We start from the raw sequence: 21,461 nt of genomic DNA on the forward strand, positions 1-21,461 counted from the left end.
CATCTAGACGGTATCAAGTTCCGAACGTCAGAAATCCACGCAAAAACCATTCACCCCAACCGAGGCAAAGAGCGCCTCAATTGGTGCGCCTGGTTTTCACGAGATTTCTGAGCAAACGCCTTCCACATCTAGACTAATCATCGTCCGAGTTCCCAAACATGTAAGTCTTATGGTGAAACTTCATACTGAAGATCAAGCCAAGGGCGAGCATGTTCCCCATAAGCGAACTTCCGCCATAACTAATGAACGGAAGGGGAATCCCTGTGATCGGAAGCAATTGAATCGTCATCCCGATGTTTTCAAATACGTGGAACGTAATCATCGCGATGATACCCGCAGCTACGTATGTGCTGAAAGGATCTTTTAGTTGCAGCGTGATTTTCGTAAGATGGTAGATCAAGACGAAGTACAAGACGATAACTAGACTCGCCCCGATGAATCCGTACTCCTCTCCAATTACGGCGAATATAAAGTCAGTGTGATTCTCTGGAACATATACTTCGCGCCCCCCGTACCCTTTACCTAAGATTTCTCCTGATCCGATTGCATTCAAGGAACTGATTAAGTGAAGGCCTTCGTTTGAAGCATACGAATAAGGGTCCAGCCACGAGTAAATTCTAGCTCGTTGATAGGGGCTAAATCCTAGTGTGTTGACTAAAAAATCTTCCATGTTAAGTGCTACCCAAATCAAACTTCCACCTGCAGCCACTGCGGTTCCGACAATTGGTAAGATGATCTTCCAACTGATGCCGGCAACCAGAATCAAAGCGGCTGTGATGGCGATGAAGACGAGTCCAGTTCCTAAATCTGACTGTTGCATAATTAAGACGAAAGGAACAATGAACAAGCCGCCAATTTTAGCTAAGAGTAGAAAGTCACTCTTTATTGTCTTGAACGGATAGTTCTCATGATGCTTCACAATCATGCGTGCAGCGCCTAAAATATAAAAGGTTTTCATAAACTCGGCGGGTTGAATACTTCCGATACCGGGTAAATGAAACCAGCTCTGTGCGCCGTTTCGAGAAGCGACGAAAGAAATGGTGTCTGGTAAAATCCAGAGGACGATCAAAGGAATCAAACCGACTCCGTAAATGATCCAAGCCATCTTTTTATACTGTTCGGGCTCTAAAAACATGACCATGGAAATGATGACCATGCCGACTATGTACCAAAAAAGTTGTTTTGGTATAAAGTTGGTGCCATATTGTCCTGTAGTTTGAGCTGAAGAAATGGCCATTAAGCTGATAATCAAAAATAACAGGAGTAAAAATCCTAAAACCCAATCAAAGCGGTCCGTAAATTGTTTGTTTGTGTTCATTTTGTCACCTACATCTAAATTTCATCCCTTTATTATAACGCACAACAGATTTTTATGCCTGCTTTTGATAAACTAGTTATGGAGGAGGGACGTCTTATGAGAAAAATAAAATTACCTACTGTGGATGAATATATTCATCATCTGTTTGTTCATGGAAACGATGGACAAAACTTTGCCCTGTTCAGTGGTTTGACGTTCCCGACCGTGTTGAATTATTACCAGGACACTCGCGTTCTTGTAATGTTAGAACATGGTTTTGAAGATGCATCATTTGATATGCACACTCATTTTGAATACATTGTTCAAGATGATTTCCGAGATTTCACAAGATCGTTACAAGATCAGAAATCAAGACTTTGTCTACTCGACGTGGAAGATGAAAAACGCCTCGTCCAGCTGACTCCGCAAGAACAGGCGGAACTATTATATGTTGCCCATAAAAAAGAGACATTTCGGAGTCCTTTTTATCATACGTTACAAAATCGATTTGTCTATTTGGCGGATGAGAATGAGCGCATCGCCAAACTGTATTTTAGAGACTACAAAGAAATGACGCGTTTAATTGTCTTTTTGTTCAATCAAATGGTTACACAAAAGACACGGGGGACCATGTTCTTCCGTAGACGCACCCAACAAGTGGTGCCCGAACTTCTTCATGAACAGTTTTTAATGTTTGAAGAATTGTTAGAAGACGGTGCCTTGTTATCGCTTGCGCGACTGGATGACGGCAGTTTCCGATTAGAGTTACGAGAAATCGCAGACCCGTCTTTCCCAGACGAAATTATGGATGAAGTAGAAACCTACCTATCACAACCAACACTCGGGCTATTGCCATTTATAGCGCGATCAAAAACGGAGGATGGAAAATGAAGAAAATTGGAATCGTTTATGGCGGTAAATCAGCAGAACACGAAGTATCCCTTATGACAGCAAAGGCAGTCATTGCTGCTCTTGATTTTTCGAATTATATAGTGACACCTATTTACATTACACTCGACGGGGAGTGGGTGTGTGGTGATACATTGCAAGCACCTGTAGAAGATGCTGAATCTCTTCGCTTTACAGGAACAGGCCAAAAAGACTCTATCGAACAATTCGTCACTCTTGCTTCTAACAAGACGTCTCGATTTGATATTGTGTTCCCTGTACTTCACGGTCCGAATGGAGAAGACGGAACGATCCAAGGGTTATTTGAAATGATGAACCTTCCTTATGTAGGGAATGGAGTGCTCGCATCTTCTGCAGGAATGGATAAAGTGGTCATGAAACAGCTCTTCCATCAAGCAGGACTGAAGCAAGTGCCATACCTTTACAGCATTCACAGCCAGTACGAAGGCAGTCAAGAAACATTTTTAGATGCTTGTGAAAGTGAACTGAAGTATCCCCTGTTTGTGAAACCGGCTAACTTAGGATCAAGTGTCGGAATCACAAAAGCGAAGAACCGCGGAGAACTCGAAAAAGCGATCGATTATGCTTTTACATATGACCGGAAGATTGTCGTAGAACAAGGAATCGTAGCTCGTGAGGTTGAGCTCTCAGTACTTGGGAACGATGAACCAACGGTCTCTATTGCAGGCGAAGTATTGCCGACGAAAGATTTCTATGATTACTCTGCTAAATATGTAGATGGTACTACAAATTACGCCATTCCGGCAGCCATCTCTGAAACTGAACTTTATGACCTGCAGCAAGCAGCGATTGCGGCGTTCAAAATTCTGGACGGCTCTGGCTTGGTTCGTGCTGATTTCTTCCTAACGGATAGTGGGGAAGTGTTTATAAACGAAGTCAACACATTACCTGGGTTTACACCGATCAGCATGTATCCGAAATTGTGGATAGCTTCTGGCAAGACCTATCCGCAGCTTGTGGAAGAACTCATTCAGTTAGGACTTGAGCGCTTCGAAGAAAAACAACACCGCGTAACAACACGAAACGAGGACGATGCACAGTGAAAAAGACGTTACAACAAGTAGCTGCTTGGTTAGGTACAGATGCCGGTGCGTTTGGAGACACACTGGTAACAGGTGCTTCTCTAAATACACGCACTTTACAACCAGGTGAGTTGTTTATACCGTTCCGTGGAGAACAAGTGAATGGTCACCAATTCGTAGAGCAAGCTTTCGAGAAAGGCGCGAGCGCTACACTGTGGTTGAAAGATGAACCGAATCCTCCAAAAGATCGCCCGGTCCTTTTAGTAGACGATGCTGCTAAAGCGCTCCAGACACTTGCAGCAAGCTATCGTGAAGAATTACAGGCAACGTTCATTGGAGTGACAGGGTCGAACGGAAAGACCTCTACAAAGGATCTGATTGCCGGTCTGCTTTCCCCTTATTTCAAAACAATCAAGACACAAGGGAACTTCAATAACGAACTTGGCTTGCCTTTGACTCTACTAGCTATTGATGAAGATACAGAAGTGGCGGTCCTTGAGATGGGCATGAGTTCTTTTGGAGAGATTAAGTTTTTATCGAAACTTGCAAAACCGAAGTATACGGTAATCACCAACATCGGAGAAGCTCACCTTCAAGACCTAGGCTCACGCGAAAATATCACAAAAGCTAAAATGGAGATCATTGCAGGGATGGCGTCAGAGGGCATCTTGTTCTATGACGGAGACGAGCCTTTACTTCAGCAAGCAGTGAGTGCATTATCCGGAGTCAATACGGTTCCTTATGGAAAAGGAGATGCCAACGAGTTGCGTCTTGTAAAGACGGCCTTCTCTACTGAAGGAACTGAATTTACGACAGCAGGTCTCATTGACGGGGACTTCGTCTTACGTGTTTTAGGTGAGCACCAAGCTAAAAATGCACTTGCAGCGTTATTGATCGGCAAGCACCTAGGATTGACCACGGAACAGATCCAACAGAGCATTCGCAATGTTGAACTCACAGATATGCGTATGCAAGTGATCGAGACAGAGGGACCGACCTTCATAAATGATGCATACAATGCTGCGCCAACTTCCATGCTCGCAGCCATTCAGTTCTTACAACAAGCGGACTTTGGAAAGAAGAAGTGGTTGGTTCTAGGTGATATGTTAGAGCTTGGAGAACAAGAACTTTCCTATCACCGCCAGTTGGCACCTGCTATTTCTTCGCAAGATTTCACAGGAGTGGCCTTGTTTGGACCACGCATGCGTGTATTATATGAGGAATTGCAAGGAGACTTCCAAGAGCGCACTTTCTGGTCGGAAGACTTTGAAGAGGTACAAAAGTTCTTAGCAGAGCAGCTCTCAGATGAAGATTTGGTTTTATTAAAAGGCTCACGAGGTATGAAGGTAGAAAGAGCCATGGAGACATGGAACCGAAAGTGAGTGTGAAGCTACATGAAGACCGGAGTTTTGTTTATCCATGGCTATACAGGAGCTCCTTATGAAGTGGAGCCGTTCGTTGACTATGTAGAGCAACATACGGACTGGGTGGTGTCGGTCGTCACACTACCTGGTCACGGAGAGGAGCTCGAGCTTCAAGAGATGCTCGCCGAAGACTGGACGATGGAAGCGGAAATCGCGATACGCAAATTGATGCCTCAAGTAGACCGTCTTTATGTGGTTGGATTTTCAATGGGAGGCTTGATTGCGATGTACCTGTCACTCCGGTATCCTGTTGAGCGCTTAGTCTTACTGAGCGCTGCAGCGAAATACATCGCTCCTGGTCAGATGCTTCAGGATATTAAAGAAATTGCAGTAGACTTATTGAAAAAGCAAGCGGATCAAAATCCGGTTTACATGCGTTATCGTCAAAAAGCTGGAAAGACACCAATCCGCTCTGCTTTTCAATTTACACGTGTGCTCAAACTCGTTGAACCTTACTATAGTAAGATCACGATCCCAGTTTGTCTCGTTCAAGGAAAAAAAGATGGCATCGTGCCATTTCAAGCTGCGGAGTATTTGTATGAACAATTAGGTTCGGAAGAGAAAGAACTGATTTATTCGGATTGTGGCAAGCATCATATTTGCTACAGCGATGACTGTGACGAATGGTTTCCAAAAGCACTCGCTTTCTTGGAAAAGCCAATCGAGATGCCTACTGAGATGGAAACGCATACAACTTGAACAGTTTGTGAATAGAATGATGAATCAAGGAAACACTAAGTGCACATGCGTTGCAATTTCACGCTTCGCATGATACACTGTTTTGAGCAATGGATACATTTTGTGTAAAGACTCTTCTATCATTTTGTGAAGAGCGCTTTTTTTTTGAACTTAACGGCTGTATCATTTTAGACGTATATACGCTCTTAACAGCCGCTCGGCAATCACCGGGCTTTCCTATTATTAATTACCTCTCGTGAAAAACCGCAGAGATTTTCGTAACGGAGACGTTCCTCTATAATTGGCTCGAAATTTGCCGCCAGTCATCTGAAAATGTAACCATTTGTCAAAACAGAAATAAAGGAGATATGCATTTTGACAAATTTTTCAGAATTAAACATCAGTGCTTCTACATTAAAATCTATTAAACGTATGGGTTTTGAAGAAGCAACCCCAATCCAAGAAGGTACAATCACACATGCAATGGAAGGCCGCGACGTATTAGGCCAAGCACAAACTGGTACTGGTAAAACAGCAGCGTTTGGTATTCCATTAATTGAAAAGATTGATCCTAAAAACCCTAACATCCAAGGACTTATCATCGCACCAACTCGTGAGCTTGCTATTCAGGTATCTGAAGAGCTTTACAAACTTGGCTATGACAAACGTGTAAAACTTTTATCTGTATACGGTGGACAAGATATTTCACGTCAAATCCGTGCACTTAAAAACAAGCCACAAATCATCGTTGGTACACCAGGTCGTATTCTAGATCATATCAACCGTAAAACGTTGAAGCTAGAAAACGTAAACACGCTTGTACTGGACGAAGCAGATGAAATGTTGAACATGGGCTTCATCGAAGACATCAACACAATTCTTTCTAACGTTCCAGACACTCGTCAAACACTTTTATTCTCAGCGACTATGCCTGGACCGATCCGCAAAATTGCGAACACGTTCATGAAAGATCCTGTAGAAGTGAAAATCAAGTCTAAAGAAATGACAGTAGAAAACATTGAGCAGTTCTTCGTAAAAGCGCAAGAACGCGAGAAGTTTGATGTGTTATCACGTATCATCAACGTACACCAACCGGAGCTTGCGATTGTATTCGGTCGTACGAAGCGCCGTGTTGACGAATTGTCTCACGCATTAAGCATTCGTGGTTACCTGGCAGAAGGAATCCACGGAGACCTTAGCCAAGCAAAACGTATGTCTGTTCTTCGTCAATTTAAAGAAAACAAAATTGACATCTTAGTTGCAACAGATGTTGCTGCTCGTGGATTAGATATCTCTGGTGTAACACACGTTTACAACTTTGATATTCCACAAGATCCAGAAAGCTATGTTCACCGTATCGGTCGTACAGGCCGTGCTGGTAAGAGCGGTATGGCAGTTACATTCGTAACGCCACGTGAGATGGGTTACCTTCGTATTGTTGAAGAGACGACGAAGAAGCGTATGACACCTTTACGTCCACCAAGTGAGGACGAGGCATTACTTGGTCAACAACGTGTAGCAATGGAAACATTGACTGAACTAGTTGAAAAGAATGACCTTGGCGATTACCGTGCCCTAGCATCTGAACTTCTTGAGAACTTAGATGCAGTTGATGTAGTAGCAGCAGCTATTAAATCAATGACAAAAGAGCCGAGTGATCAACCTGTAACTATTTCTGAAGAGCGTCCACTTCCAATGCGTGGAGAACGTTCTGGTGGAGGCCGCGGAGGTTACCGTGGTGGAAACCGTTCAGGCGGAGGCCGTGGTGGTCGTCCAAGCGGTTCTGGTGGTCGCGGTGGAGACCGTGGTGGCGCTCGTCGCTCATCATCAGGTCCACGTGATGGTTCAAGCCGTCGTGCTGCACGTCCAGCTCGTCGCAACGACTAATACTTTACTTGTTAGCTTCTTTCCCTCAGCGGGAAAGAAGCTTTTTTTGTATGCCTGCTTCACTTTTCTTTTTTGTCTAGTTGCGCAGGCAAGAAATACACTCGAAAATCAGTCACACTCAATGAGGCAAAAGCGCCTCACTGAGCACGCCTGATTCACGAGGCATTTCTGGACGTGCCTGCTTCACTTTTCTTATTTTTGAAACTTAGAGTATTTTGGTTCGTATAACTAAATAAGGAGGCTAAACTATGCAAACAGCAAATCAATTGTCACGCAAAGGACTGACCGTGTGGCGTATCTATGGACTGATGCAGACTGCGTTCGTTGTACTGATCGCTACAGGTCTGATTGTACTCAATTTGCTCTTTTTCGAACTCGGGTGGCTCTATCTTGCAATTGCAGCGATCGTTATTGCTGTCGGCTTACTGTCGATTTGGGTAGTGCCGAATCTTCGCTGGAACCGCTGGCGGTATGAAGTCCGAGAACACGAAATCGAGCTACAGCATGGAATTCTTATTAGAAAACGGACATTGGTCCCCATGGTGCGTGTCCAACATGTAGATACTGAACAAGGGCCAATTCTTAGGAACTATCAATTGGCATCCATACATATTTCAACAGCAGCAACGCAACATACAATACCGTTTTTGGACGAACAAGAAGCTGAAGCGATGCGTCAGCGGATTTCAGTCCTAGCAAGGGTGGCGGAAGAAGATGTCTGAGGATCGTTATAAACTCCATCCAGTTGCAGCTGTTATTACATTTGTAAAAGGACTTAAAGAACTTATTTTTCCTATTGTCATTTTTCTCTTTCTTGGAAGTTCTGGCGACTCAGAATCCGGCTGGTTCCGACTTATACCATATATTCTTACCGCAAGTGCGCTGATCCTTTACTTGATTTCGGGAATCATCAAATGGTGGAAGTTTGTCTACTGGTTTGAAGACGGCGAATTGCGTATCGAGTACGGACTATTCGTGAAGAAAAAGCGCTATATCCCGTTTGACCGGATTCAAAGCCTAGATTATACAGAAAGTATTTTTCACAGGCCGTTCGGTTTAGTGAAAGTGAAAGTGGAAACAGCAGGCGGGGGTGTCGGAAAAGAGGCCGAAGCGGAGCTTACGGCCATTCGATTAGAAGCGGCTGAGCAAATCAAACAAGAGATGCTAGCAGCTAAAGCTGGATTGAAGTCAGTTGAAATAGAAGAAGGCCCCACTGAGCAACTAGCTGAACAACTTACCCAAGAAGAGCCTGTGCTACACCGCATGTCTTCAAAAGATTTAATTGTTTTAGCTGTCACTTCTGGAGGAATTGGTGTCATTTTTTCAGGAGCAGCTGTTGTGCTCTCGCAATTTTCGGAGTTTATTCCATATGAACAAATCTACGATGAAGTGCTGTCCTTACTTCGTTTTGGAGCTGCACTAGTAGCTGTTTTCGCATTCGTGGTATTACTGGTCACTTTCTTACTCAGTATCGGGTTCACCTATCTTCAAAACTATGGATTTACTGTCTCTAGGGATGGGAAAGATATTCTCTTAAAACGAGGATTATTAGAAAAGAAACGAACGACAATCCCGTTACACCGCATTCAAGGAGTTCAGGTGGTTGAGAATCCGTTCAGACAACTGTTTGGGTACGTCACCATTGTGCTCGATAGTGCAGGAGGAAGCGTTCTCGAGAAGAGCGAGACGGTTAAGCTTGTTCCACTCATCAAAAGGGATCAGGCGTTGCACCTGCTGACGGAATTGTTTCCCGAGTTGCCTCTTGAAGCGGATTTCGTGCGACCTCCAAAGCGTGCTCGGAAGTTTTACTACCGAATCAATTTGCTGTTGATAGGGATCATTGGAGCAGCGGTCAGCTACTTCTTTTACCCGTATGGGTTGTTGTTCTTTTTATTGGCACCTTTAAGTATCGCGTTTGACTTATGGAGTCACCGTACAGCGGGTCTTGCTGTTCACAACAACTACTTAGTTATGCAATACCGCTTCTTTTCAAGAAAGACAGTTTGGCTCGAGAAGAGACGTATTCAAGCGCAGATGCAAAGTCAAAGCTACTTTGAACAGCGATCCACTGTGGCTTCTATTCATGCCACCATCAAATCAGGAGCTCTTGGGAGTCGCCACTCCATCAAAGCACTAGAGGTAGATGTGGCTCGCAGTGCTATGGATTGGTACCAACCGCATTCCAATTAAAAAACCGCTACCGCCTGCTTAAGAACGCAGTGCGGTACGCGGTTTTGTTTTTTTCCATTTAGACAAGCGGTTCGGATGGAAGTAGTAAAAGCCCAGTAGGAACCCCATCACGAGACCTCCAATATGTGCCGTGATATTAATATTCGGTGTAACGAACGTCATGATGATACCAATTCCGATGATGGGAAGGATGATTTGCTTCAGTTGTGGTAACACATTTCTTGTGTAATACACGAGTGCAGCAAACGCTCCGAAGATCCCGTAAATGGCACCACTGGCACCAAGGTGAGTGTACGTTGAATCTTCAAATAAAAACGAAGCAACTGTTCCAGTTAGACCTGATAAAAAATAGATAGTGAGAAAACGGGCTCTTCCAGCCAAGCGCTCAAGCTCGGGGCCAAATAAAAATAGCGAAAACATGTTGAAAAGAAGATGCATAAAGCCCCCATGTAAGAATATTGGGGTGATCAGACGCCAATACTCTCCCTCGGCCACAAGTCCGTTTTGACCGATACCCAAATAGTAAATCTGCTCTCCGATAATCGGGGCATTTGCTATAATATGAATAGCAATAGTGACAACAAGCAATGTAAATACAACAGGATAATAGCTCCGGTATTCCCGGAAACTTTCATTTCGAATAAACATGATGACTTCACCTCATTACGGTTTAGTATACATGGAAGAAGGGAGCAATAGAAGCGGAATGATTACTGGTATTGGACTAGATATCATCGAGCTTGATCGAATTGATCGACTCGTACGAAGATCCCCTCGATTTTACAAACGAATTTTGACGCCTAGCGAGCAAATCTATTATGAACAAGCGATTCCAAGTAGGCAAATTGAGTATCTCGCAGCGCGCTTTGCGGCGAAAGAAGCCTTCGCCAAGGCAAAAGGGACAGGAATAGGGGGAAACTGTAGTTTTCAAGATATTGAAGTAGTTAAAAATGAGCTGGGTGCCCCGTCCCTACTGTTTCAACAAGTACCGGTATCAGGTTTTATATCCATCACGCATACGAAAGATTACGCCGCCGCTCAAGTTGTTCTGTTGTCATAGGGTTCGCGCATATAGTGTTATAGCATGGTATAGGAAAGGATGGACGCGCTGAAAAAATGGCAAGTCATAATCATACTGTTTGCAGTAAGTTTGCTTGTAGGATGCGGAGCCGCCAGTGAAGAAAAAGTCAAAAAGCAATTGGAGTCCAAATGGGCGCAGCCGGAAGGGTATGAAGTGCAAGCAGAGATGATTGTTCAATCGGCGGAGACAACAGCTACCTATCAGATAGAGGTGTGGCTTATTTTATAGCTTCTACTCAGCTGACCCAACAAGAGACGATTGAAGTGGCAGCCTCTATGAGTGCCGCCTCGCAAAAATAATAGACAAAGAAGGAATCATCATGACCAGACCTACTACTTTTCGACCTACCTATCTAGAAATCGACCTAGAAGCCATTCGCTCTAATATACAATCGTTACAAAAGAAGCTCTGTGAGGGAACCACGATCATCCCTGTCGTAAAAGCAAATGCCTACGGTCATGGTGCTATTGAAGTTGTGAAGTATTTGGAGAAACACGGGTTACATTTCTTTGCAGTAGCTACTCCAGATGAAGCAGTAGAACTTAGAGAAGCGGGGAGTAAGTCCGATATTTTAGTGCTCGGCCACTCTCCGCATCACTTTGTTCCTTATGCGGTAGAACAAGGAATTCATCTAACTGCACACTCTTTAGAATGGCTACAACAACTGTCTTCAGAGGAAAAGCCAAGCCTTCATGTCAAACTGGACACGGGTATGGGCAGAATTGGCCTTGCTAACGATAAAGAAGTTCTTGAGGCGGTTGAGTTATTGAGTGAGAATCCAAATTGGGACTTTGCAGGTATCTACACCCATTTTGCAAAGGCAGATGAAGAGCGCAATCCACATTTTGAAGAACAATTGAAACGTTTTAAGAAATGGCTGAGCCTGTTTCCACAAAAGCCCCGCTTCATCCATGCGGCCAATAGTGCAGCAGCAATCCAGCATCCGGACGCTGCGTTTACAGCAGTTCGGTTTGGGATTTCTATGTATGGCCTAGCTCCATCTTCATGGATGCAGGAAGCGACAGACTTTCCGTATCGACCAGCTATGCGCCTTGTGACTGAACTGGTCCATGTAAAACAACTACCAGCTGGAGGAACAATTGGCTACGGAGCGACTTATACATGTGAAGAGCCAGAGTGGATTGGTACATTACCAATAGGTTATGCGGATGGGTTCCTACGTGGACTAAAACCTTTGAATGTACTAATTGAAGATGAAAAAGCTCCGATTGTCGGTAAAATCTGTATGGATCAAACGATGATAAAATTATCAAAAGCGTTTAAAGTCGGGACAAAAGTGGTATTACTAGGTTCAAATGGAGTACATACCATTCCTGCTGAAGAATGGGCGGAGCACTTACAGACCATTTCCTATGAAATTTGCTGTCAACTTTCTTATCGCGTGCCGCGAATTTACCCACTATCTGACAAATAAAACTAGTACTTCCTACGTATATTTCAATTAGATTGTCGAAATAGCCTTTCTATGAAAGGTTATCGATGGTAAGATTAAAGAAATTGTCGTAATAAGGAAAGTTTTGTCGGAGGTGTTTGCTGTGGGGGGAAAGTCAGATAAGATAGAAACAGTTTATCTGTTAGCAGATTATATGGAGGAAGTCCGTCCCGTATACGGAAAGCGTGTTATTAAACAACACGTTACGAAACTGCAAGGACAATCATCAATTATACGAGAAGCCATGATTCAGGGATACCTGGAAATGTCTCATATTAATTTGTCTATTTGCAGTGAATGTCTTCATGCAGAGTATGAGGCGCATGATACCACTGAGCGACTCGTAAGTGGAGGCTGACAATTTGATCGTTAAACGTGGCGATGTCTTTTACGCAGATCTATCACCAGTGGTCGGTTCTGAGCAAGGTGGAACACGACCCGTGTTGGTTCTGCAAAACGACATTGGAAATCGATTTAGTCCAACTGTAATTGTAGCTGCAATTACAGCACAGATTCAAAAAGCGAAATTACCAACACACATCGAGATTAATGCAGAACGATACCATTTAGAGCGCGACTCTGTTGTATTACTTGAACAATTGCGCACGATTGACAAATCCCGGCTGACCGACAAGATTACGCATCTAGATGATGAGTTGATGGAAAATGTAGACCATGCAGTTGCCATCAGTTTAGGCCTCATCAAATTTTAATTACATACATATGAATGGAGCACAGTATTTTTACTGTGCTTTTTTCTATCGAGTGTGCGAAACTAATTGAAGATGCCAAAATGATTCATTTCATATACAATAAAACTACTACAGAAAAACCAAAGGAGTGTCTCCGTAAGATGAACGTTACCTTAGCAAGTTACATACGGGAGAATTTAAATCCCATCCTCGAGTCCTGGAAGCAATTTATGGAAGAGGAAGAGGACGGAAAGTTCTTTCAAATCATGTCCGATGGCATGATTGATTCTACAGCACACGAGTTAGGAGAATTAATGATTTTTAGCCTAACGGAAAACGATCAAGAGTTTGCCCGTAAAGTAGAAGAATTCTCGGTGAAAATGGCTCGCCATGGCTGGTCGATCTCTTTCGTTATGAAAGCACTCACCAATTTTACAGAAGCTATCTATCACCATATGGGACAAACAGGCTTTTTAAATGACAACAATTCAGCCAATTACATTCGCCTGATCAATAACTGGTTAACCCCATTAAATCATAGCATCGTTGAAGCGTATTCGAAGACTTGGGAGCGCACCGTGCAGCTTCAAAAAATGGCGCTACAAGAGTTATCCGCTTCTTTGATTCCTGTATTCGATAAAATTTCAGTCATGCCTCTAGTCGGCACAATAGATACAGAGCGCGCTAAATTGATTATGGAAAACTTGCTGCAGGGTGTTGTTAAGCATCGCTCTGAAGTAGTTCTTCTTGATATTACTGGCGTACCGGTTGTAGATACCATGGTAGCTCACCACATCATTCAGGCAGCTGATGCTGTCCGATTGGTAGGAGCGAAATGTATGCTCGTGGGCATTCGTCCTGAAATCGCTCAGACGATTGTGGCGCTTGGAATCAATTTGAATGACTTTACGACGACGAGCACCCTTCAGCGTGGAATGGAACAAGCGCTAGCAATTACAAATCGACAAATTGTTGAGGTGGAAGAACAATGAGAACTCGAATTCCGATATTAAAACTACGCGATACTTTAATTGTTTCCATTCAATGGGAACTAGATGACCAAATGGCATTATCATTTCAAGAAGATCTTTTAGATAAATTACACACAACAGCAGCGCAAGGCGTTGTCATCGATTTAACATCGATTGACTTTATCGACTCATTCATCGCCAAAGTATTAGGAGACGTAATCAGCATGTCTGGTTTAATGGGCGCAAAAGTAGTTATAACGGGTATCCAACCCGCCGTTGCCATCACTCTGATCGAACTTGGTATTCGTTTAGAAGATGTTTCTACAGCGCTCGATTTAGAAAATGGATTGGAAAAACTTGAACGAGAATTGGAGGACTAATCCATTATGAGCATAGAGTCTTCTGTAGATATCATTACGGAATGGGATATCGTTGCAGCGAGACAGCTTGGACGTAACGAGGCAAAGGAAGTAGGTTTCGGAACAGTGGACCAGGCTAGGATCACAACTGCGATAAGTGAACTTGCCCGTAATATATACTTATATGCCGGTAAAGGCAAAATTACAATTGAACGGATAGCTGATGGGGCAATGAAAGGAATTGTCATCATTGCAGCCGACCAAGGACCAGGAATCCCTGATTTGAGAAAAGTGATGGAAGATGGGTATACCACTTCCGGAGGATTAGGTGCTGGAATGCCAGGGGTCAAGCGATTGATGGATGATTTTAAAGTGGATACTGAGGTAGGAGTAGGGACGACGATTACAGCCACAAAATGGCTGCGGTAAGGAGTGAAATCGAATGCCTCAAGAAGTAGAAAGGCAGTATAAAGCGATTTTGCGAAACTATTTAGAACAGCAAAATGAGCTCAACCTCTATGAGGGACAGACCTTCAGTAAACAGCTGATTCAAAAGAATATCTCACCGGAAGAGATGATCGGAATACATAGAGCCGCTTTAGAAGAGGTTGTATCGGATATACCGGAAACGATAGATCATTCCTTTGATTTGTTAATAGAAGTAATGGTTCGCTATGGTCTTGCGCTTCACGAACATCAAAACTTAATCCAAAAACAAGAGAATTTCCGAATTGAAATGGACCTTGCTGCCAATGTTCAACGAACGTTATTAAAAACGACAGTTCCTGAACTAGATGGACTGGACATCGGCATGCTGTCAGTTCCCGCCAAAGAGATGAACGGTGACTACGTCCATTTCCTTTCAGATTCTCACTCTGTTGGTATTGGAGTAGCGGATGTCATCGGTAAAGGGATACCCGCTGCTCTTTGCATGTCCATGATTAAAAATGGAATGGATAGTGTAGACGGGGCTCATGTGGATCCAGCAATCGTATTAGATGTCATTAATCGTATTGTAGAACGCAGTGTTACGGATTCTATGTTCGTTTCCATGATTTATGGAAGTTACGATGTTACAACACACACCTTTACTTATGCATCCGCTGGTCACGAACCAGCCCTCCACTATTCCGTGCGGGAAGGGGCTTTCCATGAGCTTTTCGTAAAAGGGTTACTCCTTGGTGTTCTCCCACAAACCACGTATCAATCACAAGCAGTTCAGCTTGAAAAAGATGATTTTGTAGTGTTGATGACAGATGGTGTGACAGAATGCCGTTCCCAAGATGGGTTCATTGAAATGGAAAAAGTGATGCAGATCATCGAAGACGTGAAAACGGAGTCTGCGCAAGAGATGGTAGAGTACGTATATAAGGAATTGATATTGTTACAGGATTTTGAACTTCGTGACGATTTCACACTTGTGATTATAAAAAGAGCGGTATAAATGTTTACACTACCGAAACACAAGGGTATAGACCGTTAAATATATATAGTAGACAAGGGGAAAAATGACATGAACATTTCAGTAGACTTACAAAATGAAGATAATAAAGTAATAGGATTTATTGAAGGTGAGATTGACGCGTTTACTGCGCCGATGCTACGCGAAAAATTAGCAGAAATCACTTTGGAAGATTCCAAAGAAATCGTATTGGATCTTTCTGAAGTATCCTATATGGATTCCACGGGACTAGGTGTCTTCGTAGGATTCTTTAAAACTGTAAAATCTGAAAATGCTAAATTGAAACTAACGGGACTCTCTTCACGGTTAAAGCGCCTTTTTGACATCACGGGTCTTGGAGAGATCATGGACATAGAATCATCAACAGGAGAGGTGAAGTGAAGATGAAGCCATTTGATTATGTAGAAATACGTGTTCCAGCTAAAACTCAATTCGTCAGTGTGGCTCGTCTAACAATTTCGGGTCTTGCCAATCGTCTCGGATTTTCATATGACGACATTGAAGATGTTAAGATTGCAGCATCAGAAGCGATTACAAATGCTGTTCAACATGCTTATGCAGAAGACGAAGAAGGAGAAGTTGTCATCGGCTGTGCCCTCTATGATGAAAAAATGGAGATAATGGTTGCAGATCACGGCAAAAGCTTCGACTTCCAAGAAACTCGCGCTAAACTAGGACCCTACTCAGACACGGAGGAAGTATCTTTTATGCGTGAAGGAGGCCTTGGACTCTACCTGATTGAAACGCTCATGGATGAAGTGAAAGTTCATCATCAAGAAGGTGTTACGATCTTTATGACGAAAAACGTCGGATCAGAGCAGGTGAACGGAAATGTCGAAAACGTCTCATCTTAACCAAGCGTCTAAAGAACAAGTAATAGAATGGTTGCATGAATATCAAGCGAACCAGTCTGAAGAAGCACAAACTAACTTAGTTTTACACTACAAACGCCTAGTCGAATCCATTGCTCGAAAATATTCAAATGGGAAGTCCCATCACGAAGATATTGCACAGGTAGGCATGCTTGGGCTCTTAGGTGCTATGAAACGGTATGATGACAGTTTCGGTCGCAGCTTTGAGGCTTTTGCGGTGCCTACCATTATTGGTGAGATTAAACGGTTTTTACGAGACAAAACATGGGCTGTCCATGTACCTCGTCGTATTAAAGAACTAGGACCTCGCATTCGTACGGCTGCTGAAGAACTGACGACACAGCTTCAACGTTCCCCACAAGTGGCAGAAATCGCCGCTTATCTGGAAGTTGATGTAGAAGATGTGCTGGAAGCTATGGAGATGGGTAAGAGCTATCAAGCGCTATCTATGGACCATTCGCTTGAAGCAGATTCAGAAGGTAGTACGATCACGTTATTCGATGTCATCGGTCAAGAAGATAGCGAATTTGAAAAAACCGATCAACGTATGTTGGTTGCCAATGCATTGAAGTATCTTTCTGATCGTGAAAAAGAAGTGATTCAACTTACATATATCGAGCAGCTTAGCCAGAAAGATGCTGGTGAGCGCCTGGGTATTTCGCAAATGCATGTTTCCCGTATCCAGCGCAAAGCGATTAAAAAGCTGCAAGATGCCATTCTCTCAGCAGGTGGAATGGACGAGTGACTGTAATTGAATCACCTTGGGTCCATGTCCGTGTATATAATGAAGCGAAAGATGGGAATCGTCTCTCAGGAGACACTTATTATATAGCGGAACATCCCGACTTCTTTCTTTGCGCCATTGCAGATGGACTAGGAAATGGCCCTGGAGCTAAAGAATCGGCGGATGTGATCCCACAAATCCTTGCAGAATATGCTGACGAGACGATTGATCAACTACTTGAACGTTGTAATGATGAGATGGTATACAAACGCGGTGCTGCAGTAGCGTTAGTAAAAGTTGATTACCGACAGCGCACTATATCGTATAGTTGTGTAGGGAATGTCAAATTTTATATGTATCAAAAGAAATTTGATAAAATGATTTATCCGCTGCCTGTTATGGGATACCTTTCAGGGAGAAAACAAAAACTTCGCACTCAGACGTATCCGGTCTATGCCGGGGATACATTCGTTCTTCATTCAGATGGAGTCATGATTAAAAATCCAAAAGAACTCATCCGTCAGGCGCGCTCGGCAGATCATCTATATGAACGGGTCATGAAAGGGATGGAGTTCGGTGACGACGCCACTTTCATTGCAGGACGCATTAAATTAAATGAACTCTAACCTTTTGCCTTGTGGCAAGAGGTTTTTTTGTTTGGAATTGAGTATGGTATTCTAGTGGAGTATCTCAAAAAAAGGACGTGATCCTATGAACCTGTATGAACAAATTTCAAAAGAACTGAAAATCAAAAGCTCGCAAGTCCAACAAGTCATTGCATTGTTAGAAGATGCGAAGACCGTACCTTTTATTGCTCGCTATAGAAAAGAACAGACGGGCTCATTAGACGAAGTTCAAATTAAAGCGATTGAAGATCGCTATGCTTATATGAATCAACTAGCTGATCGGAAGCAGGAAGTGCTTCGATCGATTGAAGAGCAAGGCAAACTGACAGATGACTTACGCTCCCAAATTGAAAAAGCAACGGTACTTCAACGTATAGAAGATATTTACCGCCCTTATAAACAAAAGAAGAGAACGCGCGCAACGATCGCTAAAGAGAAAGGCCTCGAGCCATTAGCTCAGGATATTTTAAAATGGCCGAACGCGACAGCAGAATCCTTGGCGAAAGACTACGAGACATCTGAACTTTCAATACAAGATGCTTTAGCAGGTGCTTCCGATATTTTGGCGGAATTGATTTCAGATGACGCAGAAGTGCGTTCCGCTCTTCGAGAGCATTATAAGAAACACGGTCGAATCGAGACTAAAATCAAAAAGCAGGCGGACGATGAAAAGTCGGTGTTTGAAATGTACTACGACTATCAAGAAGCCGTATCTAAAATCGTCCCTCACCGGACACTTGCCATTAACCGAGGAGAGAAAGAAGAAGTGCTTCGAGTCTCTATTGATGTGGACAACGAGCAAGTGAGCCGCCTGATTGCTAAGTCCTGGGCTCCGAAATCTGGTCATCCTCTGGAAAGCTATATGGCTTCCGTAATCGCAGATGCATGGAAACGCCTTCTTCATCCAGCGCTTGAACGAGAGATTCGCAATGAACTTACAGAAGTTGCAGAAGAACAAGCTATTCATATCTTTGCTGAGAACTTGAAGAGTCTGTTATTACAACCGCCTATCAAGGGCAAAATGATTTTAGGAGTGGACCCGGCATTCCGTACAGGATGCAAGCTAGCTGTCATTGACGCTTCAGGGAAAGTTCTGAAGATCGATGCCATCTATCCTCATCCACCTGTTCGGAAGCTACAAGAGGCTGAGCAGAAGATAGCAAGCCTTTTAACAACGTATCCTATATCTCTCATCGCAATAGGAAATGGAACGGCTTCTCGTGAGACGGAGCAGTTCATTGCATCTTGTCTCCAAAAGACATCGAGTGAAGCAGCATATGTCATCGTCAATGAAGCAGGTGCATCTGTTTACTCCGCATCCGATACTGCACGCCAAGAGTTCCCGGACTTGCAAGTAGAGCAACGCAGCGCAGTCTCTATCGCACGTCGATTGCAAGATCCGCTGTCAGAGCTTGTGAAGATTGAACCGAAAGCGGTTGGAGTAGGTCAGTACCAACACGACGTTTCTCAAAAGAAACTTTCCGATTCCCTTCACTTTGTCGTAGAGACAGCAGTGAACCAGGTCGGTGTGGACGTCAATACAGCATCCGCCTCGCTACTACAATATGTAGCAGGACTTTCTCGGGCTGTCGCAGAAAATGTTGTAGCGCTTCGTGACGAGAAAGGGACGTTCACCTCTCGTGCTCAGTTGAAGAAAGTTCCTCGACTTGGTGCAAAAACTTATGAACAAGCGATTGGATTCTTGCGTGTCCCAGAAGCGAAGAACCCACTAGATAAAACAGCGATTCACCCTGAGAGCTATACTGCAGCTGAAGAAATCATCACTCGAGCTGGACTGACACTCAAACAAATTGGCACTAAAGAAGCACAAGAGGCATTGCAGAACGTCACTTACGATCCTTCTATTGGTATCGGGAAAGAAACGTTCAAAGATATCGTAGATGCTCTGAAGCGTCCAATGCGTGATCCCCGTGATGCGTTCCCTCAGCCATTGCTGAAGACGGATGTCCTCAAAATGGAGGACCTGCAAAAAGGAATGGAACTTCAAGGGACTGTCCGAAACGTAGTAGATTTTGGAGCATTCGTCGATATTGGAGTGAAGCAAGACGGACTAGTGCATATCTCGAAGCTTAAAAAAGGATTCGTTCGTCATCCTCTTGAAGTGGTGGCATTAGGCGATATCGTCACGGTATGGATCGACGATGTGTCTGTAGAAAAAGGACGAGTTTCCTTAACTATGATTCAACCCGGGGTCTGATGGAGAAGGAGAAGGTAGATGAACGAACAGCAACTGCAACAATTAACTGAACATCTTTCGATTACTTTTTTTCATAAACCGTTTTTACACAGCGCCCGTTTCAATGCTCGTTTGCGAACAACTGGAGGCCGTTATTTGCTCAGCACTCACGACATTGAAATAAATCCACTTTACTTAGAGGTGGGTGAGGATGAAATTGTAGGAATTATTAAACACGAGCTGTGTCATTATCATCTTCATTTAGAAGGAAGAGGCTATCAGCATCGTGATGCGGATTTTAAAATTCTATTGAACAAAGTGGGGGCGCCTAGATTTTGTCAGGCGCTTCCACGTATAAATAAGAGACAAGCGTCCATACTACACATCTACAGATGCCTTAAATGCTCTCAAAATTATAGTCGGAAAATTCGCATGAATACCGAGAAATACAGGTGTGGCAAGTGTTCAGGGAGACTGGGATACATCGGAATAAAAAAACTATAAAAATATAACGAAAAACTGTTGACCTTTTTATAAGCTGTATCTATAATAATAAAAGTCAGCTGATGACGCAGCACTAATAAAGACGTTCCGAAGTAGCTCAGTTGGTAGAGCATCCGGCTGTTAACCGGCAGGTCGCAGGTTCGAGTCCTGCCTTCGGAGCCATTACATGGCCCCTTGGTCAAGCGGTTAAGACACCGCCCTTTCACGGCGGTAACACGGGTTCGAATCCCGTAGGGGTCATTTTTCTTTTAACTTTTATACATAATGTGGTCCCGTGGTGTAGCGGTTAACATGCCTGCCTGTCACGCAGGAGATCGCGGGTTCGATTCCCGTCGGGACCGCCATTTTAATACTGGGGTATAGCCAAGCGGTAAGGCAACGGATTTTGATTCCGTCATGCCTAGGTTCGAATCCTAGTACCCCAGCCATTTTTTACAGAGAGCCATTAGCTCAGTTGGTAGAGCATCTGACTTTTAATCAGAGGGTCGAAGGTTCGAGTCCTTCATGGCTCACCATTTACCCTTGACAAGTACACTAGTACTTTTATAGAATAGTAAATGTCGCACCAAGCATCATGATTGTCTACGCGGTCGTGGCGGAATGGCAGACGCGCTAGGTTGAGGGCCTAGTGGGAGAAATCCCGTGGAAGTTCGACTCTTCTCGGCCGCACCATTCAAATACAAGCGCCCGTAGCTCAATTGGATAGAGCGTCTGACTACGGATCAGAAGGTTGTGGGTTCGACTCCTGCCGGGCGCGCCAAATAACTTTATATTCTTATACTACGCGGGTGTAGTTTAGTGGTAAAACCCCAGCCTTCCAAGCTGGTGATGAGGGTTCGATTCCCTTCACCCGCTCCAATTTATTTGTGAGCATTGAACATTGAAAACTGAACATGCAAGACGTCAAATTAACTTTCGATACTAACCCTCGTTAGTAGAGAAAGATATTTTTTTGGATATCGATAGTTGAGTGTCTGACACTCAACTAAATGATGCCAGCAACAAAATGAGCTTATATTAAGTTCTCTTTTATGGAGAGTTTGATCCTGGCTCAGGACGAACGCTGGCGGCGTGCCTAATACATGCAAGTGA

Annotated in this window: 23 protein-coding genes, 8 tRNA genes, 1 rRNA gene and 1 pseudogene; 31 read left to right on the forward strand and 2 right to left on the reverse strand. The window is 43.7% G+C overall.

The window, feature by feature from the left end; translation table 11 throughout:
• Positions 1-133 precede the first annotated feature (133 nt).
• Positions 134-1,318 carry an FtsW/RodA/SpoVE family cell cycle protein gene (locus CF394_RS09430; protein WP_094943226.1) on the reverse strand — a complete coding sequence of 395 codons (1,185 nt, stop codon included), beginning with the start codon at positions 1,316-1,318 and terminating at the stop codon, positions 134-136.
• 96 nt (positions 1,319-1,414) lie between these two features.
• On the opposite strand from CF394_RS09430, the gene CF394_RS09435 reads away from it, so the two are divergent.
• From CF394_RS09435 to CF394_RS09465, 7 genes are all read left to right on the forward strand, one after another.
• Positions 1,415-2,188, forward strand: coding sequence for a hypothetical protein (locus CF394_RS09435; protein WP_094943227.1), 774 nt, complete (start codon positions 1,415-1,417; stop codon positions 2,186-2,188).
• Positions 2,185-3,270, forward strand: coding sequence for a D-alanine--D-alanine ligase (locus CF394_RS09440; RefSeq protein WP_094943229.1), 1,086 nt, complete (start codon positions 2,185-2,187; stop codon positions 3,268-3,270). The genes CF394_RS09435 and CF394_RS09440 overlap by 4 nt, the downstream gene beginning before the upstream one ends.
• A complete protein-coding gene (locus CF394_RS09445; RefSeq protein ID WP_094943231.1) occupies positions 3,267-4,631 on the forward strand; it encodes a UDP-N-acetylmuramoyl-tripeptide--D-alanyl-D-alanine ligase in 1,365 nt (454 codons plus the stop codon). Before CF394_RS09440 ends, CF394_RS09445 begins: the two co-directional genes overlap by 4 nt.
• Positions 4,632-4,643: 12 nt before the next feature.
• The gene (locus tag CF394_RS09450; RefSeq protein ID WP_094943232.1) at positions 4,644-5,372 is read left to right on the forward strand and encodes an alpha/beta hydrolase; all 729 of its coding nucleotides are present in this window, start codon (positions 4,644-4,646) and stop codon (positions 5,370-5,372) included.
• Between the two features lie 354 nt (positions 5,373-5,726).
• A complete protein-coding gene (gene cshA / locus CF394_RS09455; protein ID WP_094943234.1) occupies positions 5,727-7,238 on the forward strand; it encodes a degradosome RNA helicase CshA in 1,512 nt (503 codons plus the stop codon).
• 248 nt (positions 7,239-7,486) lie between these two features.
• A complete protein-coding gene (locus tag CF394_RS09460) occupies positions 7,487-7,960 on the forward strand; it encodes a PH domain-containing protein (RefSeq protein WP_094943235.1) in 474 nt (157 codons plus the stop codon).
• Entirely contained in the window at positions 7,953-9,428 is a 1,476-nt protein-coding gene (locus CF394_RS09465; RefSeq protein WP_094943237.1) for a PH domain-containing protein, read from the forward strand. Before CF394_RS09460 ends, CF394_RS09465 begins: the two co-directional genes overlap by 8 nt.
• Positions 9,429-9,446: 18 nt before the next feature.
• Here CF394_RS09465 and CF394_RS09470 read toward each other — a convergent pair whose 3' ends face one another.
• The gene (locus CF394_RS09470) at positions 9,447-10,076 is read right to left on the reverse strand and encodes a rhomboid family intramembrane serine protease (protein ID WP_094943238.1); all 630 of its coding nucleotides are present in this window, start codon (positions 10,074-10,076) and stop codon (positions 9,447-9,449) included.
• A 58-nt stretch (positions 10,077-10,134) separates the two neighbouring features.
• On the opposite strand from CF394_RS09470, the gene acpS reads away from it, so the two are divergent.
• The 24 genes and pseudogenes from acpS to CF394_RS15955 all read left to right on the forward strand — a co-directional run.
• Positions 10,135-10,488 (forward strand): holo-ACP synthase, encoded by a 354-nt coding sequence (gene acpS / locus CF394_RS09475; RefSeq protein ID WP_094943240.1) that lies wholly within the window; start codon positions 10,135-10,137, stop codon positions 10,486-10,488.
• A gap of 39 nt (positions 10,489-10,527) precedes the next feature.
• Positions 10,528-10,737: a hypothetical protein gene (locus CF394_RS09480; RefSeq protein ID WP_094943241.1), complete on the forward strand. Its 210-nt coding sequence runs from the start codon at positions 10,528-10,530 to the stop codon at positions 10,735-10,737.
• Positions 10,738-10,828: 91 nt separating this feature from the next.
• Complete coding sequence (alr, locus tag CF394_RS09485; RefSeq protein ID WP_094943243.1) at positions 10,829-11,944, forward strand: alanine racemase; 1,116 nt, start codon at positions 10,829-10,831, stop codon at positions 11,942-11,944.
• A gap of 250 nt (positions 11,945-12,194) precedes the next feature.
• Positions 12,195-12,320, forward strand: a pseudogene (locus tag CF394_RS16085) (transcriptional regulator); the annotation flags it as partial.
• A gap of 4 nt (positions 12,321-12,324) precedes the next feature.
• Positions 12,325-12,675, forward strand: a complete 351-nt coding sequence (locus tag CF394_RS09495) for a type II toxin-antitoxin system PemK/MazF family toxin (protein ID WP_094943244.1) — start codon at positions 12,325-12,327, stop codon at positions 12,673-12,675.
• A 140-nt stretch (positions 12,676-12,815) separates the two neighbouring features.
• Positions 12,816-13,646, forward strand: a complete 831-nt coding sequence (gene rsbRA / locus CF394_RS09500; RefSeq protein WP_094943246.1) for an RsbT co-antagonist protein RsbRA — start codon at positions 12,816-12,818, stop codon at positions 13,644-13,646.
• The gene (locus CF394_RS09505) at positions 13,643-14,005 is read left to right on the forward strand and encodes an STAS domain-containing protein (protein ID WP_094943247.1); all 363 of its coding nucleotides are present in this window, start codon (positions 13,643-13,645) and stop codon (positions 14,003-14,005) included. The genes rsbRA and CF394_RS09505 overlap by 4 nt, the downstream gene beginning before the upstream one ends.
• A gap of 6 nt (positions 14,006-14,011) precedes the next feature.
• Positions 14,012-14,413 carry an anti-sigma regulatory factor gene (locus CF394_RS09510; protein WP_094943249.1) on the forward strand — a complete coding sequence of 134 codons (402 nt, stop codon included), beginning with the start codon at positions 14,012-14,014 and terminating at the stop codon, positions 14,411-14,413.
• A 13-nt stretch (positions 14,414-14,426) separates the two neighbouring features.
• On the forward strand, positions 14,427-15,428 hold the full coding sequence (locus CF394_RS09515) for a PP2C family protein-serine/threonine phosphatase (protein ID WP_094943250.1): 1,002 nt from the start codon (positions 14,427-14,429) through the stop codon (positions 15,426-15,428).
• A gap of 69 nt (positions 15,429-15,497) precedes the next feature.
• On the forward strand, positions 15,498-15,827 hold the full coding sequence (locus CF394_RS09520; RefSeq protein ID WP_094943252.1) for an STAS domain-containing protein: 330 nt from the start codon (positions 15,498-15,500) through the stop codon (positions 15,825-15,827).
• Positions 15,828-15,829: 2 nt separating this feature from the next.
• Positions 15,830-16,300, forward strand: coding sequence for an anti-sigma B factor RsbW (gene rsbW, locus CF394_RS09525; RefSeq protein ID WP_094943270.1), 471 nt, complete (start codon positions 15,830-15,832; stop codon positions 16,298-16,300).
• Complete coding sequence (gene sigB / locus CF394_RS09530; protein ID WP_094943253.1) at positions 16,278-17,063, forward strand: RNA polymerase sigma factor SigB; 786 nt, start codon at positions 16,278-16,280, stop codon at positions 17,061-17,063. Before rsbW ends, sigB begins: the two co-directional genes overlap by 23 nt.
• Positions 17,060-17,668 carry a PP2C family serine/threonine-protein phosphatase gene (locus CF394_RS09535; protein ID WP_094943255.1) on the forward strand — a complete coding sequence of 203 codons (609 nt, stop codon included), beginning with the start codon at positions 17,060-17,062 and terminating at the stop codon, positions 17,666-17,668. The genes sigB and CF394_RS09535 overlap by 4 nt, the downstream gene beginning before the upstream one ends.
• 85 nt (positions 17,669-17,753) lie before the next feature.
• Positions 17,754-19,886 (forward strand): Tex family protein, encoded by a 2,133-nt coding sequence (locus CF394_RS09540; RefSeq protein ID WP_094943256.1) that lies wholly within the window; start codon positions 17,754-17,756, stop codon positions 19,884-19,886.
• An 18-nt stretch (positions 19,887-19,904) separates the two neighbouring features.
• The gene (locus CF394_RS09545; RefSeq protein ID WP_094943258.1) at positions 19,905-20,369 is read left to right on the forward strand and encodes a SprT family protein; all 465 of its coding nucleotides are present in this window, start codon (positions 19,905-19,907) and stop codon (positions 20,367-20,369) included.
• Between the two features lie 86 nt (positions 20,370-20,455).
• Positions 20,456-20,531 (forward strand) — tRNA-Asn (locus CF394_RS09550).
• 6 nt (positions 20,532-20,537) lie between these two features.
• Positions 20,538-20,609: transfer RNA gene (locus tag CF394_RS09555), tRNA-Glu, on the forward strand.
• 28 nt (positions 20,610-20,637) lie between these two features.
• Positions 20,638-20,713 (forward strand) — tRNA-Asp (locus CF394_RS09560).
• A 9-nt stretch (positions 20,714-20,722) separates the two neighbouring features.
• Positions 20,723-20,797 (forward strand) — tRNA-Gln (locus CF394_RS09565).
• 11 nt (positions 20,798-20,808) lie between these two features.
• Positions 20,809-20,884 (forward strand) — tRNA-Lys (locus CF394_RS09570).
• A 71-nt stretch (positions 20,885-20,955) separates the two neighbouring features.
• Positions 20,956-21,041: transfer RNA gene (locus tag CF394_RS09575), tRNA-Leu, on the forward strand.
• A gap of 11 nt (positions 21,042-21,052) precedes the next feature.
• A tRNA-Arg gene (locus tag CF394_RS09580) sits at positions 21,053-21,129 on the forward strand.
• A 24-nt stretch (positions 21,130-21,153) separates the two neighbouring features.
• A tRNA-Gly gene (locus tag CF394_RS09585) sits at positions 21,154-21,227 on the forward strand.
• Between the two features lie 170 nt (positions 21,228-21,397).
• Positions 21,398-21,461: ribosomal RNA gene (locus tag CF394_RS15955) — 16S ribosomal RNA — on the forward strand; the annotation flags it as partial.

It is taken from the genome of Tetzosporium hominis, assembly GCF_002265435.1.
Lineage (GTDB): Bacteria > Bacillota > Bacilli > Bacillales_A > Planococcaceae > Chryseomicrobium > Chryseomicrobium hominis.

What these genes read in the sequence shown, in the direction of transcription:
- CF394_RS09430 (WP_094943226.1), bottom strand. Translation starts at nt 1,318, where the DNA reads ATGAACACAAACAAACAATTTACGGACCGCTTTGATTGGGTTTTAGGA.
- acpS (WP_094943240.1), top strand. Translation starts at nt 10,135, where the DNA reads ATGATTACTGGTATTGGACTAGATATCATCGAGCTTGATCGAATTGAT.
- CF394_RS09545 (WP_094943258.1), top strand. Translation starts at nt 19,905, where the DNA reads ATGAACGAACAGCAACTGCAACAATTAACTGAACATCTTTCGATTACT.
- sigB (WP_094943253.1), top strand. Translation starts at nt 16,278, where the DNA reads ATGTCGAAAACGTCTCATCTTAACCAAGCGTCTAAAGAACAAGTAATA.
- CF394_RS09450 (WP_094943232.1), top strand. Translation starts at nt 4,644, where the DNA reads ATGAAGACCGGAGTTTTGTTTATCCATGGCTATACAGGAGCTCCTTAT.
- rsbRA (WP_094943246.1), top strand. Translation starts at nt 12,816, where the DNA reads ATGAACGTTACCTTAGCAAGTTACATACGGGAGAATTTAAATCCCATC.
- rsbW (WP_094943270.1), top strand. Translation starts at nt 15,830, where the DNA reads ATGAAGCCATTTGATTATGTAGAAATACGTGTTCCAGCTAAAACTCAA.
- alr (WP_094943243.1), top strand. Translation starts at nt 10,829, where the DNA reads ATGACCAGACCTACTACTTTTCGACCTACCTATCTAGAAATCGACCTA.
- CF394_RS09480 (WP_094943241.1), top strand. Translation starts at nt 10,528, where the DNA reads ATGGACGCGCTGAAAAAATGGCAAGTCATAATCATACTGTTTGCAGTA.
- CF394_RS09460 (WP_094943235.1), top strand. Translation starts at nt 7,487, where the DNA reads ATGCAAACAGCAAATCAATTGTCACGCAAAGGACTGACCGTGTGGCGT.
- CF394_RS09465 (WP_094943237.1), top strand. Translation starts at nt 7,953, where the DNA reads ATGTCTGAGGATCGTTATAAACTCCATCCAGTTGCAGCTGTTATTACA.
- CF394_RS09440 (WP_094943229.1), top strand. Translation starts at nt 2,185, where the DNA reads ATGAAGAAAATTGGAATCGTTTATGGCGGTAAATCAGCAGAACACGAA.
- CF394_RS09515 (WP_094943250.1), top strand. Translation starts at nt 14,427, where the DNA reads ATGCCTCAAGAAGTAGAAAGGCAGTATAAAGCGATTTTGCGAAACTAT.
- CF394_RS09470 (WP_094943238.1), bottom strand. Translation starts at nt 10,076, where the DNA reads ATGTTTATTCGAAATGAAAGTTTCCGGGAATACCGGAGCTATTATCCT.
- CF394_RS09520 (WP_094943252.1), top strand. Translation starts at nt 15,498, where the DNA reads ATGAACATTTCAGTAGACTTACAAAATGAAGATAATAAAGTAATAGGA.
- CF394_RS09505 (WP_094943247.1), top strand. Translation starts at nt 13,643, where the DNA reads ATGAGAACTCGAATTCCGATATTAAAACTACGCGATACTTTAATTGTT.
- CF394_RS09540 (WP_094943256.1), top strand. Translation starts at nt 17,754, where the DNA reads ATGAACCTGTATGAACAAATTTCAAAAGAACTGAAAATCAAAAGCTCG.
- CF394_RS09510 (WP_094943249.1), top strand. Translation starts at nt 14,012, where the DNA reads ATGAGCATAGAGTCTTCTGTAGATATCATTACGGAATGGGATATCGTT.
- CF394_RS09435 (WP_094943227.1), top strand. Translation starts at nt 1,415, where the DNA reads ATGAGAAAAATAAAATTACCTACTGTGGATGAATATATTCATCATCTG.